Source organism: Kitasatospora sp. NPDC004799 (assembly GCF_040609095.1).
Lineage (GTDB): Bacteria > Actinomycetota > Actinomycetes > Streptomycetales > Streptomycetaceae > Kitasatospora.
The window spans coordinates 14,268-30,373 of record NZ_JBEXJK010000053.1; the positions used below are offsets into that span (position 1 = coordinate 14,268).

Consider the following 16,106-nt stretch of genomic DNA (forward strand, 5'->3'; position numbering starts at 1 on the left):
TCGAACACCAAGCGCCCCCACCATCCGCTGCACCGGGAGTCCGATGTCTGACGACACCTCACTTCAGATTCCGTTCCCGCACCGCCGCAGTCCGCACGGCCCGCGCGCCACCGAACTGCACCGAGACTGGCTGATCCGCCACCCGCTGCTGCCCGACGCCGACCACCCCGGCTACGCGCACTGGGAGGTGGTGGACCTCGCCGCACTCGGCTATCCGGACGCCGGTCCGGAGGAACTCGCCCTGGCCGCCGACCTGATGGGGTTCTACTTCCTCTTCGACGACCAGTTCGACGGCCCGCTCGGCCGCCGCCCCGCCGAGGTGGCCCCGATCTGCGAACGCCTGATCGCCGTCCTGCACGGCGCCCGACCCGACCAGAACTCCCCGGTCGAGACCGCCTTCGCCGACCTGTGGGACCGCAGCGTGCAGGGCATGCCGGCCCGCTGGCAGGCCCGCGCCGCGTACAACTGGGAGTACTACCTGGCCAGTCACCCGGCCGAGGCGGCCGGCCGGATCTCCACCCGGCCGCCGGACCGGGCCGGCTACCTGGAGCTGCGGCGCGGGACGGCCGCCATGGAGACCATCTTCGACATGGTCGAACGCCTGGGCCAGTTCGAGGTCCCGGCCGCCGTGCTGCACCACCCGGTGCTGCGTCAACTCCGCCAGCTGGCCGCCGACATACCGTCACTCAGCAACGACGTGCGCTCCTACCCGCTGGAGGCGCCCCGCGGGGACGTGAACAACCTGGTCATGATCGTCCAGCGGGAGCGGCGCTGCACGCCCGAGGAGGCCTGCGCGGCGGTCATCGCCGAGGCCCAGCTGATGGTCGACCGCTGCGCCGAGCTGCACGGCAGACTGCCGGACGTCCACCGCGAGTTGGGCCTCTCCCGGATCGAACAGTCGATCGCCCGGCGGTACGCGGACGGGCTGCTCACCTGGCTGGCCGGCTACCTCAGCTGGGAGGCCCGCACCGGTCGGTACCACGTGGTCTGACCGGCGCGCGGCCGGAACCGTCCGACCTCGTGCGGTGGCGCGCCCCGAGGGTGCCGACCCGGCCACGCGGCGGCGCGCGGCGGCGCGCCGCGGGAACGCGGCCGGAACGCGCGCCCCCCCAGTGATCCGGTTCGGTGCACCGCGCCCGCGGCGGTCCGGTCCGGGAGCCCCGCGGTGATCCGCTACCGGCTCTCCGGCGGCACCCCGGGAACAACGGGGACGACGGGGACGACGGAGACGACGGGAAGCACGGGAACGACGGGAAGGGTGCACCCTCCGTACGGGACGGGCGTACGGACCGTAGCCGCGCCGGGCGCCCGACGGCTATCGTGCTCGGCGACGGGCGCCCCGGCGGGGCGCCGGTCCCATGGCGTGTCCGAAACCCTCCGCCGGACCGCCCCTGACCGGGCGGTCCGGCGCGCTGCCCGCGGTCCGAGCCGGACCGGGCGGCGCCCGACGCAGCGAGGAGACACCGAGCATGACGGTCTACCAGCCCCCCGGCACCCCCGGCAGCATCGTCACCTACCGCTCCCGGTACGAGCACTGGATCGGCGGCGCATGGAAGCCCCCGGTGCGCGGCGAGTACTTCGACAACCCGACCCCGGTCACCGGCGAGGTGTTCACCGAGGTCGCCCGCGGCACCGCCGAGGACATCGAGGCCGCCCTGGACGCGGCCCACGCCGCCGCCCCGGCCTGGGGCCGCACCCCGGCCGCCGAGCGGGCGCAGGTGCTGCTGCGGGTCGCCGACCGGATGGAGGCCAACCTGGAGCAGCTGGCCGTCGCGGAGAGCTGGGAGAACGGCAAGCCGGTGCGCGAGACGCTGGCCGCCGACCTCCCGCTCGCGGTCGACCACCTGCGCTACTTCGCCGGTGCGCTGCGCGCCCAGGAGGGCAGCCTCTCCCAGCTGGACGAGGACACCGTGGCGTACCACTTCCACGAGCCGCTGGGCGTGGTCGGCCAGATCATCCCGTGGAACTTCCCGATCCTGATGGCGATCTGGAAGCTCGCCCCGGCGCTCGCGGCCGGCAACGCGGTGGTGCTCAAGCCCGCCGAGCAGACCCCGGCCTCGGTGCTGCTGCTCGCCGAGCTGACCGCCGACCTGCTGCCGCCCGGCCTGGTCAACATCGTCACCGGCTTCGGCGAGGAGGCGGGCGCCCCGCTCGCCGCCAGCCCCCGGATCCGCAAGATCGCCTTCACCGGCGAGACCGGCACCGGCCGGCTGATCGCCCGCTCGGCCGCCGACAACCTGATCCCGGCCACGCTGGAGCTCGGCGGCAAGAGCCCCAACGTCTTCTTCGCCGACGTCGCCGCCGCCTCGGACGCCTTCTACGACAAGGCCGTCGAGGGCTTCGCGATGTTCGCCCTCAACCAGGGCGAGGTCTGCACCTGCCCCAGCCGCGCGCTGATCGACTCCGCGATCTACGAGCGGCTGCTCGCCGACGGCCTGGACCGGGTGCGGGCGATGCGCCAGGGCAATCCGCTGGACACCGAGACCCAGGTCGGCGCCCAGGCCAGCGTCGAGCAGCTGAAGAAGATCCTCTCCTACTTCGAGATCGGCCGGGACGAGGGCGCCAAGGTCCTGGTGGGCGGCGAGCGGGCCGACCTCGGCGGCGCGCTGGCCGACGGGTACTACGTGACGCCGACGGTCTTCGAGGGCGACAACGCGATGCGGGTCTTCCAGGAGGAGATCTTCGGCCCGGTCGTCTCGGTCACCCGCTTCGACGGCTTCGACCAGGCCGTCGCCCTCGCCAACGACACCCAGTACGGGCTCGGCGCGGGCGTCTGGACCCGCGACCTGAACACCGCCCACCGGGCCGGCCGCGCCATCCAGGCGGGCCGGGTCTGGACGAACTGCTACCACGCCTACCCGGCCCACGCGGCCTTCGGCGGGTACAAGAACTCCGGCATCGGGCGGGAGACCCACAAGGCGCTGCTGGAGCACTACCAGCAGACCAAGAACCTGCTGGTCAGCTACTCCCCCGACGCGGTCGGCTTCTTCTAGGCCGACCGGTCCCGGCCGGTCCCGGCGCCGGTCTCCGGGCCGGGGACCGGCCGGCTTCCGGCTCCGGAGGAACCGGCCCGGCGGCAAAGCGGAGCGGGAGGCCCACCCCGTGGACCTCCCGCTCCTTCGCCACTCCCCGTGGCGGGCTCCCGGGCGATTCGCCTGTTCCGGGGATCAAAGCACACGAATGCGGCCAATTCACCGACGCGCCGCCGACATGCCCGAACGGCCCGCGCGAAAGCCGTAGACAGGACTCCCCGAACCTCACCCTCGACCGGGAGTCCCGCGTGACCATCGCCCCCACGAAACTCAGCGACCCCACCGTCCGCGCCTTCGTCACCGCGATCAACGCGGGCGACCGCACGGCCTTCTTCGAGCTGCTCGCCCCGGGCGCGACCATGTCCGACGACGGTTCCGAGCGCGACCTGGCGGACTGGGTCGACCGGGAGATCTTCGGCCCGAACGGCCGGATCGCCGTCCAGACCGAGTCGAACGGCGGGCACGGGCTGGTCGCCGAGTTCACCAACGAGACCTGGGGCACGATGCGCACCACCTGGCGCTTCACCGTCGAGGGCGGGAGGATCCGCCGCTTCGAGACCGGCCAGGCCTGACGACCGTCCAGGCCTGACAACCGGCCAGGCCTGACGACGGGGTCCGACCGGTCCGGCCCCGTCCTACCGGTCCAGCCCCAGGCACCCCCGCACCGCGCGGATCAGGTTCCGCGAGCGGACGTCCCCGGTGACACCCGGCTGCATGCCGTTGGTGACGTAGCCGAAACCCAGCCCCAGATCGGGGTCGGCGAAACCGAGCGAACCGCCCCGGCCCGGGTGGCCGAAGCTCGCCGGGGAGGCCATCGGCGCGGTCGGGCCGTGCCGCCAGAAGCCCAGGCCGAAGGTGGAGTTGACGATCAGCACCCGGTCCGGCCCGCTCACCGCCGGTTCGACCGCGCGCGCCAGCGCCTCGGGGCCGAGCAGCGGCGGCAGCAGGTCGCCGGAGCCGTCCGGGCGGTCGGCCGCGCCGATCAGCGCCGCGTAGAACCGGGCCAGCGACCTGGCGGTGCCGATGCCGCCGGCGCCGGGTATCTCGGCGGACTGCACCGCCGGGTCGTTGAGGTCCACGCCGGGAAGCACCGAGGCGAAGGAGCGGGCGGTCAGCGAGGCCGGGTCCTGGTAGGCGTCCCGCACGGCCTGCTTGGGCCGCAGCCGCAGCCCGCTCGGGCCGGTCCTGGCCGCCTCCGGGGCCGGCAGGTCGACCAGCTTGCCGACCCGGGGCGCGGCGCCGGCCGGCAGCCCGATCCACAGGTCCAGCCCGAGCGGCCGGGCGATCTCCTCGGCGAAGTACTGGCCGATCGTCCGGCCGCTCACCCGCCGCACCACCTCGCCGACCAGCCAGCCGAAGGTGTACGGGTGGTAGCCGTGCGCGGTGCCGGGCTCCCAGGCGGGCGCCTGGGCGGCGACGGCGGCGGCCGCGCGCTCCCAGGTGAGCACGTCCTCCAACCGCAGCGGCACGTCCAGCGCGGGCACCCCGGCCTGGTGCGAGAGCAGCCAGCGCACCGGTATCCGGTCCTTGCCGGCCGCCGCGAACTCCGGCCAGTACGAGGCCGCCGGGGCGTCCAGGTCGAGCAGGCCGCGCTCGGCCAGCAGCAGCGCGGTGGTCGCGGTCAGGCCCTTGGTGACCGAGCGCAGCACCTGCGCGGTGTCCGCCGTCCACGGCACCGCGGGCGCCGGCCGGCCGCCGACCTCCGGGCGGGCGTCGCCGCCCCACAGGTCGACCACCTTGCGGCCGCGCACGTACAGCGCGAAGGCCGCGCCGAGCTCGCCGTACTCGGCGAAGTTCCGTGCGAAGGCCGCCCGCACGGGCTCGAACCCTTCGGCCGTCTCGCCCCAGATCTCCACCACTGCGTGCCGTCCTCGACCAGTTCCGCGACATCTGCCGCTCGTTCTCGTGCCGCTCGCGTCCGCCATCGGTCTTCTTCAGTCGAATCCGGTCGAACCAAGCCCCGAAACCCTAACCTGTCCCCCATGACCAACCCTGCCGAGGAACTGCTGGACGTCGTCGACGAGCACGACCGCGTGATCGGAACCGCCCTGCGCGGCGAGGTGTACCGGCGCGGGCTCACCCACCGCTGCGTCTTCATCCTGGTCCGCGACCCGGCCGGGCGGATCTTCGTCCACCGCCGCACCGACACCAAGCTGTTCGCCCCGGGCGCGTACGACATGTTCGTCGGCGGCGTGGTCGGCTCCGGCGAGAGCTACGCCGAGGCCGCCGTCCGCGAGGCCGAGGAGGAGCTGGGCGTCCACGGCATCGCCCCGCGCCCCCTGTTCAAGTTCCTCTTCGAACAGGACGGGCTCTCCTGGTGGTGCGATATGTACGAGGCCGAGTGGGACGGCCCGGTCTCGCCCCAGGAGTCCGAGGTCGCCTGGCACGACTGGCTCACCCCCGCCGAACTCGCCGACCGCCTCGCCCGCGACACCTTCGTCCCCGACGGCGTCGAGGCCTACCGCCGCTACCTGGCCCTCCGGTCCGCGTAGCTTTTCCGTCCCGCGACCTCGGGGTTCGGGGCCGGCGTACGGGCGGGCCGGAGGCGGCGTACGGCGGGGCGGGCGTCGGCGTACCGGCGGGGCGGCGGCGGGCCCCTGGCTCCACCGGAGGCCCGCGACGAACTAGGGTGGCGCGCATGGCCTCCCGTACGCCGTCACCGACGGCCGACCGCGCAGCACGGACCTCCGCATCCGCCCGGGCGGCGGGCGAGAAGCCGCGGCGGCGGCTGAGCGTGGACGAGCGGCGGGAGCAGCTGATCGCCGTGGCGCTGGAGCTGTTCAGCCGACGGCCGCCGGAGGAGGTGTCGATCGACGACATCGCCGCCGCCGCGGGCGCCTCCCGGCCGCTGGTGTACCACTACTTCCCCGGCAAGCAGGCGCTGTACGAGGAGTCGCTGCGGCGGGCCGGGCAGGAGCTGTCGGCCCGGTTCGAGGAGCCCATGGCGGGGCCGCTGTCGGAGCGGCTGCACCGGGTGATGGGCCGCTACCTGGACTTCGTGCAGAGCCACGGGCCCGGCTTCGCCGCGCTGCTGCGCGGCGGCTCGGTGGCGGCCAGCGCGGGCACCTCGGCGGTGATCGACGAGGTGCGCCGGGCCGCCCAGGAGCAGATCCTGGCCCACCTGGCGATCCCCGCGCCGAGCGTCGGGCTGCGGCTGACCGTCCGGGCCTGGATCGCCAACGCCGAGATCACCTCGCTGGAGTGGCTGGCCGACCGCTCGGTGCCGCTGGAGGAGCTCCAGCTGCACCTGGTGCAGGAGTTCGTCGCGGCGCTCACCCTCACCGCCGCCCGCGAGCCGGCCCTCGCCGCCGAACTGGCCTCCTTCTTCGCCGCCGAGCGCCCGGACGGCCCGACCGGACGCCTGGTGCGGGACCTCGCGGGGCTGTTCGCCGTGCCGGGGATCGTCGAGGCGGTCACCGCGCTCGCCGCCGGCGCTCCGGAAGCCGGTGTTCCGGACGACGGTGTTCCGGAAGCCGGCACCGCTGACGGCAGCGCCGCCGAAGTCAGCACCGCTGAAGCCGACACCGTCGAAGTCGGCACCGCTGCCGAGTGACCCGGAGCGGTCGCCGGAGCGTCGCCGAGGTCGTCGCCGCGGCGGTGGTCCGAGTGATCATCGGGTCATCCTGCGGTTCGGTCAGGACGGTGGGCTCTGATAGGAATGGGCGGGGATCTGACGGCACGCCGACGCGGCCGGTCCGGTCCCACCCGAACCACCGACGGCAGACGGAGCAGAGCGGGGGGCTCACCAGGTGACCCAGGACGTCCAGTTCAGCGTGGAGGCCAACCCCTTCGCGGCAGCGGAGCAGGTCTGCGCGACCCTCGGCACCCTCACCGACGCCCTCCTCGACGAGCGCACCTCACGCCACCCGGCGGCCTCGCTGAGCGCGCTGCGGGCGGTCGAACACCCCGCCACCGAGGCGCTGTTCAGCCTGCCGCTGGCCCCCAACGGCCCGGTGCACACCGCCCTCGACCGGCTCGGCACGGTGACCACCGCGGGCACCGCCCGCCCGGGCACCGGCGCGCGGCTCACCGACCGGGTGGTCGCCGCGCTCCAGACCAGGTACGGCGGCGGCGCGGTGCGCGGCGCCATCGCCGACCGGGGCACCACCTCGGCCGCGCTGTTCCAGCTCCCGGTCACCGGCGAGTTCGCCGACGCCAAGCTGCGCCCGCCGTTCGCCCCCGCGCTGGCCGCGCTGGCGGCCGGCCAGCAGACCCGGCAGCCGGTCGAACTGCCCACCGGCGCGGGCGCCGAGGTCCGGCTGGTCGTGCCGCCCGGCTTCCACGCGCTGACCTCCCCGGGCGGTCCGCCCGGCGTCTCCGCCCGCGCGGTCCCCCCGCTGCCCGACGGCACTGAGCCGAGCGGCGGCACCGCCCCGGCCACCGTGGCGGCCGCCGACGAGCTGGCCCGCCACCTGGCCGAGGTCGCCGAGGAACTGTTCAGCGCCACCGGTCCGGAGCCGCGGCGGGACTTCGCGGTGATCTCCGCCACCCTGTCCGACCTGATCCGCGACGCGGGCGTGGTGTACGCCGGCGTCTGCGCCCTGGAACGGGACGACCGCGCCTCGGACGCCGCCCTCGTGGTCTCGCTCGCCCGGCACCCGCTGCCGATCACCGCGCTCGCCACCGAACTGGCCACCGTCCGGCGGCACGCCGAGGTGTGGACCGTCCTGCTGCCGGCCGGGCCGGCGGCCGTCCTGGTCGAGGGCCGGACCGTCCCGGTGCCCGCACCGCTGACCGCCGACGGGCAGCGGCGCTGGGTGGTCACCTCGGCCGTCCAGGCCTTCGTACCGCTGCCGGACGGCGGGACGGTGCTGTGCGTCCAGCTCTCCACGGCGCGCCCGGAGGACTGGGAGCTGTACACGGAGGCGTTCGCGGAGCTGCTGAAGAGCGTCCAGTTCGGCTGGGACGGCGTGCCGGCCCCGGGCGCGGCGGTCACCGTGCCGGCCGCGGCCCCGAGCACTGTTCCGGACCCGGTTCCCGCCCCGGCCCCAGCTCCGGCCGCCGAGGAGGAGCCGGAGGAGGTGCCGGTGCACCAGCGCGGCACTCCGGTCCGGATACCTCCCTCGGACTTCAACCCCTTCGCTCCGGTCGCGGAGGCCCCCGCCGCCGCTGGGGAGGACGCGGCGCCGGAGGACGAGGACGGCCCGAAGGGCACCCCGGTGATGGTCCCACCGCCGGACTTCAACCCCTTCACCATGGAAGGCATCCCGGACGTGTCGGGCGACGCGCCCGCGACGCAGCCTGCCGGGGCCGCTCCGGTCGCCGACCCGTTCGGCACCACGGTCGCAGCCGAGCAGAAGGCCGACCCGTTCGCCACCGCCCTCCCCGCCCAGGGCCCGGCCGTCCCGCCGCCGCCCTCCACCCCGCCCGTCATCCCGGCCCAGGCCCCGCCGGTCGCGGCCGAGGACACGGCGCCGGAGGACGAGGACGGCCCGAAGGGCACCCCGGTGATGGTCCCACCGCCGGACTTCAACCCCTTCTCCATGGAGAACATCCCGGCCCTGCCGGCGGACGAACCGGAGGCGGCGGACGAGGCGGACGCCGAGCCGGCGAGTCGCCCCTTCGGCTGATCGGGGCCGGGACGGCGGGCGGCGGCTGCGTGGCGGCGCGTCGGCGCGGAGCACGGATGACAGGCGACAGGTAACAGCTGACAGATTTCAGCGAACGAAATCTGAAATCTGTTAGCTGTTAGCTGTTAGCTGTTACTTGTCAGTTGTTCGCCGAGCCCCGCCACCGCCCCCGCCCCCGCTCCGCTGCTCGATCAGCAGACCGATCCCGTCCAGCATCCGCGCCATCCCGAATTCGAACAGCGCCTCCAGGCCCAGGTCGACCTCCGGCCCCCGGTTCAGCGCGTCGAACATCGGGAACCGTTCCGGATCCGCCATCAGCTGCTCGTGGCCCTCGTCCTCCACCTGGTCCATCCACTCCTCCGCGGACAGCCCGCTGTCCTGCTCGGCCTGCGCCTCCCGCTCGAAGTGGACGGCCAGCCCGCACACGAACGCCGCCAACGCGACGGAGGCCTGGGCCATCTCCTCCCAGCTCAGCCCCCGCCCCGCCAGGACGGCGATCGACCGCTCGGTGTGCGCCGCGGCGTCCGGCGCCATCACCGGCCGGGTGAAGGACATCGTGGAGGCCAGCCACGGGTGCCGCCGGTAGATCCGCCACTGCACCCGCGCGACGGTCTCCAGCCCCTCCCGCCAGTCCGACGCCGGCGGCTCGGGCAGCGGCTGCTCACCGAACGCCACGTCCATCATGAGCCGCAACAGCTCGTCCTTGCCCGGCACATGACGGTAGAGCGACATCGTCGCGACGCCGAGATCGGTCGCGACCCGGCGCATCGACAGCGCCGCCAGCCCCTCCTCGTCGGCCACCCGGACGGCCGTCGCCACGATCCGCTCCCGGGTGAGGTCGCGTTCACCGCCCGCCCGCACCCGCCGCGCCCCGGCCGGCTCCACATCCCGCTGCCGCACCGGCCCCGACACCTCCCGCGCGCCCCGCTGGGGCTCCCGGGGCCGCGCCGCCGCCGGAGCCGGAGCCGGCTTCCCGGCCACCACCGTGCCCACCCCGGGGACGGCCCGCACCAGCCCTTCCGCCCGCAGGCGGTTCAGCACCTTGGTCGCGGTGGCCATCGCGACGCCCCACTCCTGGGTGATCCGCCGGGTGGACGGCACCCGCGCCCCCGGGGCCAACTCCCCTGCCGTGATGCGCCGTCGGAGCTCAGCCGCGATCCGCTCCGAGGGACTCCCGCTCTCAGTCACCCAACCCCACCGCCCACCTGCCGTTCAACTACCGTGGCAGCGGCGGATGTTGAAGCGCATTACGTCAACCACCGGCCGCCGCAACCGGGTTCGACCGCGATCCGGCCGGCCCGGACCGATCCGGGTCCGCCCTCAGCCCGCCCGCCGGGCCAGGTGCACCACGTCCGGCACCCCCCGGGCCACCGGGATCTCGTGCGTCACCACGTCCGAGAACCCCGCCGCCCGCAGCGCCTCCTCGAAGGCTGGCGAAGGCTGTGCGCTCCACACGGCCAGCACCCCGCCCTCCCGCAACCGCCGCCACAGGACCGCGAGCCCGTCCGCGCCGTACAGCCCGTCGTTGGACTCGGTGACGGTCCAGTCCGGCCCGTTGTCGATGTCCAGGCACAGCGCGTCGTAGCGCTCGCCGCCCGCCGCCGCGAGGTACTCCAGCAGGTCGGTGTGGAGCACCTCCACCCGCCCGTCGTCCAGCGCACCGCCCGAGAAGGCGCCGAGCGGGCCGGTCCGGTGCCAGTCGATGATCGCGGTCTCCCGCTCGACGACGGCGATCCGCCCCCAGCGCGGCTCGGCCGCCGCGTACGCCAGCGAGAAGCCGACCCCGAGGCCCCCGATCAGCACCGACGGCCGCTCGACCGGGCCGCCCGTACGGTCCAGCTCGTCCAGCGCCGCCTGGATCAGCAGCCGCTCCGAACGCCCGTCGGCGGTGTCCATCAGGAAGCAGCCGTTGGCGATGATCTCGAAGTCCCGACCGCGCTGCCGGAGCACCACCTCTCCGTACGGGCCCTCCCGTCGGTCGAGCGTGAGGGCGGCCTCCTGGCCGTCGCGTTCGGGCAGTGCGGTGGTCATCCGTCCTCCTGGCGACATCGGGCGAACTCGGCTGCGGGGCCACCCCGGTACGGGCGGGGGCGGGCACCCGCCCGACAATAGCCGAGTCCGTATCCCGGTCCGTCAGGTCGTGACCAGCACCCCCGCGTACGAGACGCCCGCGACGACCACCCAGGACCCGAGCCCGAGCAGGGCGATCCGCCCACCGGTGCGGGCCATGGTCGGCAGGTGCACCGCGCTGCCGAGCCCGAACAAGGCGGCGGCCAGCAGCAGCCCCTGGGCGTCCGCGGCCAGGTCCAGCGCCCGCTCGGGCAGCACCCCGGTGGTCCGCAGGACGATCATCGCGAGGAAGCCCGCCACGAACAGCGGCACGATCGGCGGACGGCTCCCGGCCTTCCCCGACGTCCCACCAGCCGCACCACCCGACGTCGCGCCCGCCCCGCCCGCCGCCGACGCGGACGACGCAGACGACGCCGAGGGCGCCGAGGACGACACCGAAGCCCCCACCCGCGCCGCCCGCAGGTTCCGCCGCGCCACCACGGCCACCCCCGCGACCAGCGGCGCCAGCAGCACCACCCGCATCAGCTTGACCAGCACCGCCTCCCGCAGCGCCCCGGCCCCGCCGGTCTGCGCCGTGGCGACCACCTGCCCGACGTCGTGCACGCTCGCCCCGACCCAGCGCCCGAACTCCGTCTCGCCGAGCCCGAGCGGGTGCTGGAGCAGCGGCAGCACGGCGATCGCCAGCGTCCCGCACAGGGTGACCAGCGCCACCGAGGCCGCGACGTCCTCCTCCTCGCTGCCCGCCGCCTGGCTGACCGCGCCGATCGCCGAGGCACCGCAGATCGAGTAGCCCGTGGCGACCAGCAGCGGCTGGTCCCCGGGCAGGCCGAGCCGCCGGCCCAGCCAGAGCGTGCCCGCGAAGGTCGCCCCGACCACCGCGAGCACCATGGCGACGGTGGCCCAGCCGAGGCCGAGCACGTCGTCCAGGCTGAGCTTGAGCCCCAGCAGCACGATCCCGAGCCGCATCAGCCGCTTCCCGGCCGTCGACAGCCCCGGCCGGGCGATCCCGCGGACCACCGGGCGCAGCCCGGGCAGGTGGGCCGCCACCATGCCGAGCACGACGGCGGCGGTGAGCTCGGGCACGGCCGGCACCAGCGCGTGGACCCCCAGCGCGGCGGCCACCCCGAGGGCGGCGAGCAGCAGCCCGGGGGCGTCCCCGCGCATCGGGGGCAGCGAGCGGGTACGGGCGGCGCGGTGCCGGAGGGTCAGTGCCACGCCGCGCTCACTGCTGCTGGTCGGCGGGCAGCCGGTAGACCCGCCGGATGCTGGTGCCGAGGCGCGAGACGTCCGCGCCGTAGACGTGGATGGAGATCGCCGTACTGCTACAGGAGTTGCGCACCAGGTGGATGTCGCCGGGCGGGGCGAAGGCGGCCACGGTGCCGGCCGGGCCGGCCACGTGCTCGGTCTCGACCAGCCGGGAGGTGCGCCCGTCGGAGACCAGCCGGTAGCGGGTCTCGCTCTCCTGTCCCTGATGGACGCCGGCCACGCACCAGGAGACGTGGTCGTGGATCGGGGTCTGCTGTCCGGGCAGCCAGACCAGGGCGACGACGGAGAAGCTGCCGTCCTCCTCGGCGTGCAGCACGTGCTGGCGGTAGCGCTGCGGGTCGCCCTCGCGGTGGGCGGGGGCGAGCAGCGCGTCGGGCCCGTCCGGGTCGGCGTGCAGGTGCGGGGCGAGGCGCTCGCCGACCAGGTAGGCGGTGAGCTCCGGCGGGAGCCCGCGGTCCACGACGGCGCGGATCTCACTGATCAGCGCGGTCATCCGCTCGGTGAGCCGGTCACTGCCGACCGTGGCTGAGGGTGTCATGCCATCAGGTTCGAACCCGCCGACCTATCACGTCCAAGGAGGGTTCGTAAGCGACCTCCCCACCAACGCTTATACGTCAGCGGCCGGAGGACGCCGGTGGCTCAGCAGCCGACCCGGCTCGCCGCCGCCTGCCGCAGGTGGTCCAGCACCAGCCCGGTGGCCGGGATCCGGCGGTGCTCGCGCAGCACGTACGCGCTCACCTGGCGCCGCAGGTGCGGTTCGGCGGCCCGCCCGGTGACCTTGCGGTGGCACATGAAGGAGAGCACCAGCGCCGGCATCAGCGCGATCCCGACCCCGGCGGCGACGAGCGACTGCACCGCGAGGTTGTCGTCCGTGGAGAACACGATGTCCGGCGCGAAGCCCTCCTCCGCGCAGACGTGCAGCAGGTTGGCCCGGCAGCGCGGACAGCCGGCGATCCAGCGTTCGCCGCCGAGGTCGGCCAGCCGGACGGCGTGCCGGCGGCCGAGCGGGTGCCCGACCGGCAGCAGCACCGTGAGCAGGTCCTCCATCAGCGGGATCTCGTCCAGGCCCTCCGGCACCTCGGTGGCCCCGCCCGGGTAGCGGAAGGCCAGCGCGATGTCGCACTCCCCGCGCAGCAGCCGCTGGACGGAGTCCGGCGGCTCGGCCTCCAGCAGCTCGACCCGCACGCCGGGGTGCTCGGCCAGCAGCCGGGCCATCGCCTGGGGTATCAGGGTGGCGTTGGCGCTGGGGAAGGCGCAGACCCGCACCCGCCCGGCGCGCAGCCGGGCGAGCGCGGCGAGCTGCTGCTGGGCGGCGGACATGCTGCCGAGGATCAGCTCGGCGTGCCGGGAGAGCGCCTCGCCCGCTTCGGTGAGCCGCAGTCCGCGCCCCGCCCGGGTGAAGAGCGGGACGCCGACGGTGCGTTCGAGCGCCTTCATCTGCTGGGTGATGGCGGGCTGGGTGTAGCCGAGTTCGCGGGCGGCGGCCGAGTAGGAGCCGGCCCGGACGACCTCGTGGAAGGTCCTGATGTGCCGCGAGTCGAACACCGGTTCCATGATCCCTCCCACCCGTCCACCCGCGAGGGCTCCGTTTCGGCCTCGCCCGGGCGTCCGAGAATCATAAGAGGAATTTGGGGGTACCGACCCCAACCCCACCCGCACCTATGGTTCAGCCTCGAACCAACCTTCTCGCCACTGCGCCGACCTACCGCGCCGACCTACTGCACCGACCTACTACGCCGACCTACTGCACCGACGGCGGCAGCCCCATCGAGACCCCGGCCTTGACCACCGGCGCCCCGCCGCGTGCGCTCGGGCTCCGCCGGCTGCGCCGCTCCACGAAGCGGGCGAGCCAGGAGAGCAGCAGACACATGCCGATGTAGATCGGCGCGATCACCATCACCACCGGGATGAACGGCAGGTCGTAGTCCAGGTTGGTGGCGATCAGCTTGCCCGCGTGCAGGAACTCCTCGTAGGTGATCAGGAAGCCCAGCGAGGTGTCCTTGAGCGCGACCACCAGCTGGCTGATGATGGCCGGCAGCATCGCCCGGCAGGCCTGCGGAACCAGGACGTACGTCATCACCTGGGTCTTGCGCATGCCCAGCGCGTACGCCGCCTCCCGCTGCCCCTTGGGCACCGCGAGCACACCGGCCCGGAACACCTCGGCCAGCACCGAGCCGTTGTAGAACACCAGCCCGGCCACCAGCGCCCAGAGCGGCTGCACCTTGAGCGCGACGAAGATGAAGAAGATCATCACCAGCACCGGCATGGCCCGGAAGAACTCCACCACCAGCGTGGCGAGCCAGCGCACCACCCGGTGGTCGGAGAGCCGCCCGGCCGCGAACAGCGCGCCGAAGGGCAGCGCGAACAGCACCGCCCAGCCGAACGCCTTCAGGGTGTTGCCGAGCCCGCGCAGCAGCAGGTCCTGAACGCCCCGGTACTCGAACGGCTGCCACTTGGCGTACGTGAACTGGTGGGTGTGGAACAGCATGTAGACCACCCAGCCGATCAGCGCCGCGATCAGCAGCAGCGCGATCCCGCCGTACAGCCGGTGCCGGGCGAGCGCCTTCGGGCCGGGGATGTCGTACAGCGCCGAGGATTCCACGGTCATCGGGACACCGCCACTCGTCGTTCCAGCAGGTTGAAGACGGCGCTGATGGCCAGGGTGATGATCAGGTAGCCGACGGCGATCCAGACGAAGGTCCAGATGATGCTGTAGCCCAGTTCGTTGATGGTCCGGTAGGTGCCCAGCAGTTCGGTGACGCTGAACGATCCGGCGATCGCCGTGTTCTTCGCCAGCGCGATCATCACACTGCCGAGCGGCGCCACCACCGAGCGGTACGCCTGCGGCAGCACCACCAGGCCCATCGTCTGTCCGAAGCTCATGCCGAGGCTGCGGGCCGCCTCGCCCTGCCCGCTCGGCACCGTGTTGATGCCCGAGCGCATCGACTCGCAGACGAAGGCCGAGGTGTAGCAGCCCAGCGCGAGCACCGCGAAGGTGTAGAAGGGCAGGGTGATGTCGAACCGGGGCAGGCCCAGCACCACGATGAAGAACAGCAGGGTCAGCGGCGTGTTGCGCAGCACCGTCACCCAGAGCGTCCCGAACACCCGCAGCGGCCTCACCGGGGAGACCCGGAAGCCCGCGATCAGCACGCCCAGCACCAGCGACAGCACGGCGCTCACCGCGAACAGCGAGAGCGTGCCGAGGAACCCGTCCCAGTAGGTCGACCAGTTGTCGGTCAGCGTTTTCACGGCGCGGCCCTCTCAGTACCGGTCGATCTTCGGCGGGGTGGGCGCCGGCTCCCCGGAGAGGCCGAGGGTCGCCTCGAAGGCCCTCTGCCAGTCACCGTTCCGCATGTGCTGCTCCAGCGCGTCGTTGATCGCGCCGCGCAGCACGGTGTCGTTCTTCGGCACCCCGACGCCGTAGGGCTCGGTCGAGAACAGCGGGCCGACCACCTTGAGCTCGTCCGGCGCCTTGGCCGCGAAGCCGAGCAGGATCGCGTTGTCCGTGGTCACCGCGTCGACCTGGCCGGTGATCAGGTTGTCCACGCAGGCCGAGTAGGTGTCGTAGCCGATCAATTTGGCCTTCGGGTACTTCGACTGGATGCGCTGGTACGGCGTCGATCCGGCCGCCGAGCAGACCTTCTTCCCGTTCAGGTCCTCCGGGCCGTGGATGGTGTCGTTGTTCTTGCGCACCAGCAGCGACTGCCCGCCGACGAAGTACGGGCCGGCGAAGCCGACCAGCTTCTTCCGGTTGTCGTTGATGGTGTAGGTGCCGACGTAGTAGTCCACCTGGCCGTTCTGCAGGGCGGTCTCGCGGTTGGCCGAGGCGATGGTCCTGAACTGGATCCGGTCCGGCGGGAAGCCCAGCGAGGCGCCGACCATCCTGGCGATCTCGATGTCGAAGCCGGAGTACTCGCCGGTGGCCGGGTTCTTCTGGCCCAGGTACGGCTGGTCCTCCTTGGCCCCGACCACCAGGTGGCCCCGGCTGCGGGCGCCGTCCAGGGTCGGCGAGCCGGTGATCGCGGAGGCGTCCTGCACCTGGTAGGTGGGCAGGGCGCTGGGCTGCGGGCCCTTGGGCGGCGGGGTGCCGGGCTTGCCGCATTGAGTACTCGCGCGCCTGCTCCGCACGGTCGATGATCCAACGGCGGTCGCGCTCGATCGAGCTGTC

Annotated in this window: 15 protein-coding genes; 6 read left to right on the top strand and 9 right to left on the bottom strand. The window is 73.7% G+C overall.

What is annotated here, in order from left to right; genetic code table 11:
- The first annotated feature begins 43 nt into the window (after nt 1–43).
- The 3 genes from ABZW03_RS10210 (at nt 44) to ABZW03_RS10220 (ending at nt 3,604) form a co-directional block, all read left to right on the top strand.
- The gene (locus tag ABZW03_RS10210) at nt 44–991 is read left to right on the top strand and encodes a terpene cyclase (protein WP_355254576.1); all 948 of its coding nucleotides are present in this window, start codon (nt 44–46) and stop codon (nt 989–991) included.
- A gap of 478 nt (nt 992–1,469) precedes the next feature.
- Nucleotides 1,470–2,993, top strand: coding sequence for an aldehyde dehydrogenase family protein (locus ABZW03_RS10215; protein WP_355254578.1), 1,524 nt, complete (start codon nt 1,470–1,472; stop codon nt 2,991–2,993).
- 287 nt (nt 2,994–3,280) lie between these two features.
- Nucleotides 3,281–3,604, top strand: coding sequence for a nuclear transport factor 2 family protein (locus tag ABZW03_RS10220; RefSeq protein ID WP_355254580.1), 324 nt, complete (start codon nt 3,281–3,283; stop codon nt 3,602–3,604).
- A 63-nt stretch (nt 3,605–3,667) separates the two neighbouring features.
- On the opposite strand, the gene ABZW03_RS10225 is transcribed toward ABZW03_RS10220, so the two are convergent.
- A complete protein-coding gene (locus ABZW03_RS10225; RefSeq protein ID WP_355254582.1) occupies nt 3,668–4,891 on the bottom strand; it encodes a serine hydrolase in 1,224 nt (407 codons plus the stop codon).
- Between the two features lie 123 nt (nt 4,892–5,014).
- On the opposite strand from ABZW03_RS10225, the gene ABZW03_RS10230 reads away from it, so the two are divergent.
- From ABZW03_RS10230 to ABZW03_RS10240, 3 genes are all read left to right on the top strand, one after another.
- Nucleotides 5,015–5,524, top strand: a complete 510-nt coding sequence (locus tag ABZW03_RS10230; protein WP_355254584.1) for an NUDIX domain-containing protein — start codon at nt 5,015–5,017, stop codon at nt 5,522–5,524.
- Nucleotides 5,525–5,670: 146 nt separating this feature from the next.
- Nucleotides 5,671–6,585: a TetR/AcrR family transcriptional regulator gene (locus tag ABZW03_RS10235; protein WP_355254586.1), complete on the top strand. Its 915-nt coding sequence runs from the start codon at nt 5,671–5,673 to the stop codon at nt 6,583–6,585.
- Between the two features lie 196 nt (nt 6,586–6,781).
- Nucleotides 6,782–8,602, top strand: coding sequence for a hypothetical protein (locus ABZW03_RS10240; RefSeq protein WP_355254588.1), 1,821 nt, complete (start codon nt 6,782–6,784; stop codon nt 8,600–8,602).
- Nucleotides 8,603–8,734: 132 nt separating this feature from the next.
- Here the strand turns inward: ABZW03_RS10240 and ABZW03_RS10245 are convergent, their stop codons facing one another.
- From ABZW03_RS10245 to ABZW03_RS10280, 8 genes are all read right to left on the bottom strand, one after another.
- On the bottom strand, nt 8,735–9,790 hold the full coding sequence (locus tag ABZW03_RS10245; protein WP_355254590.1) for a TetR/AcrR family transcriptional regulator C-terminal domain-containing protein: 1,056 nt from the start codon (nt 9,788–9,790) through the stop codon (nt 8,735–8,737).
- A gap of 132 nt (nt 9,791–9,922) precedes the next feature.
- Nucleotides 9,923–10,633 (bottom strand): spermidine synthase, encoded by a 711-nt coding sequence (locus ABZW03_RS10250; RefSeq protein WP_355254592.1) that lies wholly within the window; start codon nt 10,631–10,633, stop codon nt 9,923–9,925.
- Nucleotides 10,634–10,735: 102 nt separating this feature from the next.
- Nucleotides 10,736–11,836, bottom strand: a complete 1,101-nt coding sequence (locus ABZW03_RS10255) for a putative sulfate exporter family transporter (protein WP_355254600.1) — start codon at nt 11,834–11,836, stop codon at nt 10,736–10,738.
- Between the two features lie 58 nt (nt 11,837–11,894).
- The gene (locus ABZW03_RS10260; RefSeq protein ID WP_355254594.1) at nt 11,895–12,476 is read right to left on the bottom strand and encodes a cysteine dioxygenase family protein; all 582 of its coding nucleotides are present in this window, start codon (nt 12,474–12,476) and stop codon (nt 11,895–11,897) included.
- Between the two features lie 101 nt (nt 12,477–12,577).
- Nucleotides 12,578–13,483, bottom strand: a complete 906-nt coding sequence (locus tag ABZW03_RS10265) for a LysR family transcriptional regulator (RefSeq protein ID WP_355254602.1) — start codon at nt 13,481–13,483, stop codon at nt 12,578–12,580.
- A gap of 196 nt (nt 13,484–13,679) precedes the next feature.
- A complete protein-coding gene (locus tag ABZW03_RS10270) occupies nt 13,680–14,546 on the bottom strand; it encodes an amino acid ABC transporter permease (RefSeq protein ID WP_355254596.1) in 867 nt (288 codons plus the stop codon).
- Nucleotides 14,543–15,187, bottom strand: a complete 645-nt coding sequence (locus tag ABZW03_RS10275; RefSeq protein ID WP_355254598.1) for an amino acid ABC transporter permease — start codon at nt 15,185–15,187, stop codon at nt 14,543–14,545. Before ABZW03_RS10275 ends, ABZW03_RS10270 begins: the two co-directional genes overlap by 4 nt.
- A gap of 12 nt (nt 15,188–15,199) precedes the next feature.
- Nucleotides 15,200–16,066, bottom strand: a complete 867-nt coding sequence (locus ABZW03_RS10280; protein ID WP_355254604.1) for a glutamate ABC transporter substrate-binding protein — start codon at nt 16,064–16,066, stop codon at nt 15,200–15,202.
- Nucleotides 16,067–16,106: the final 40 nt, after the last annotated feature.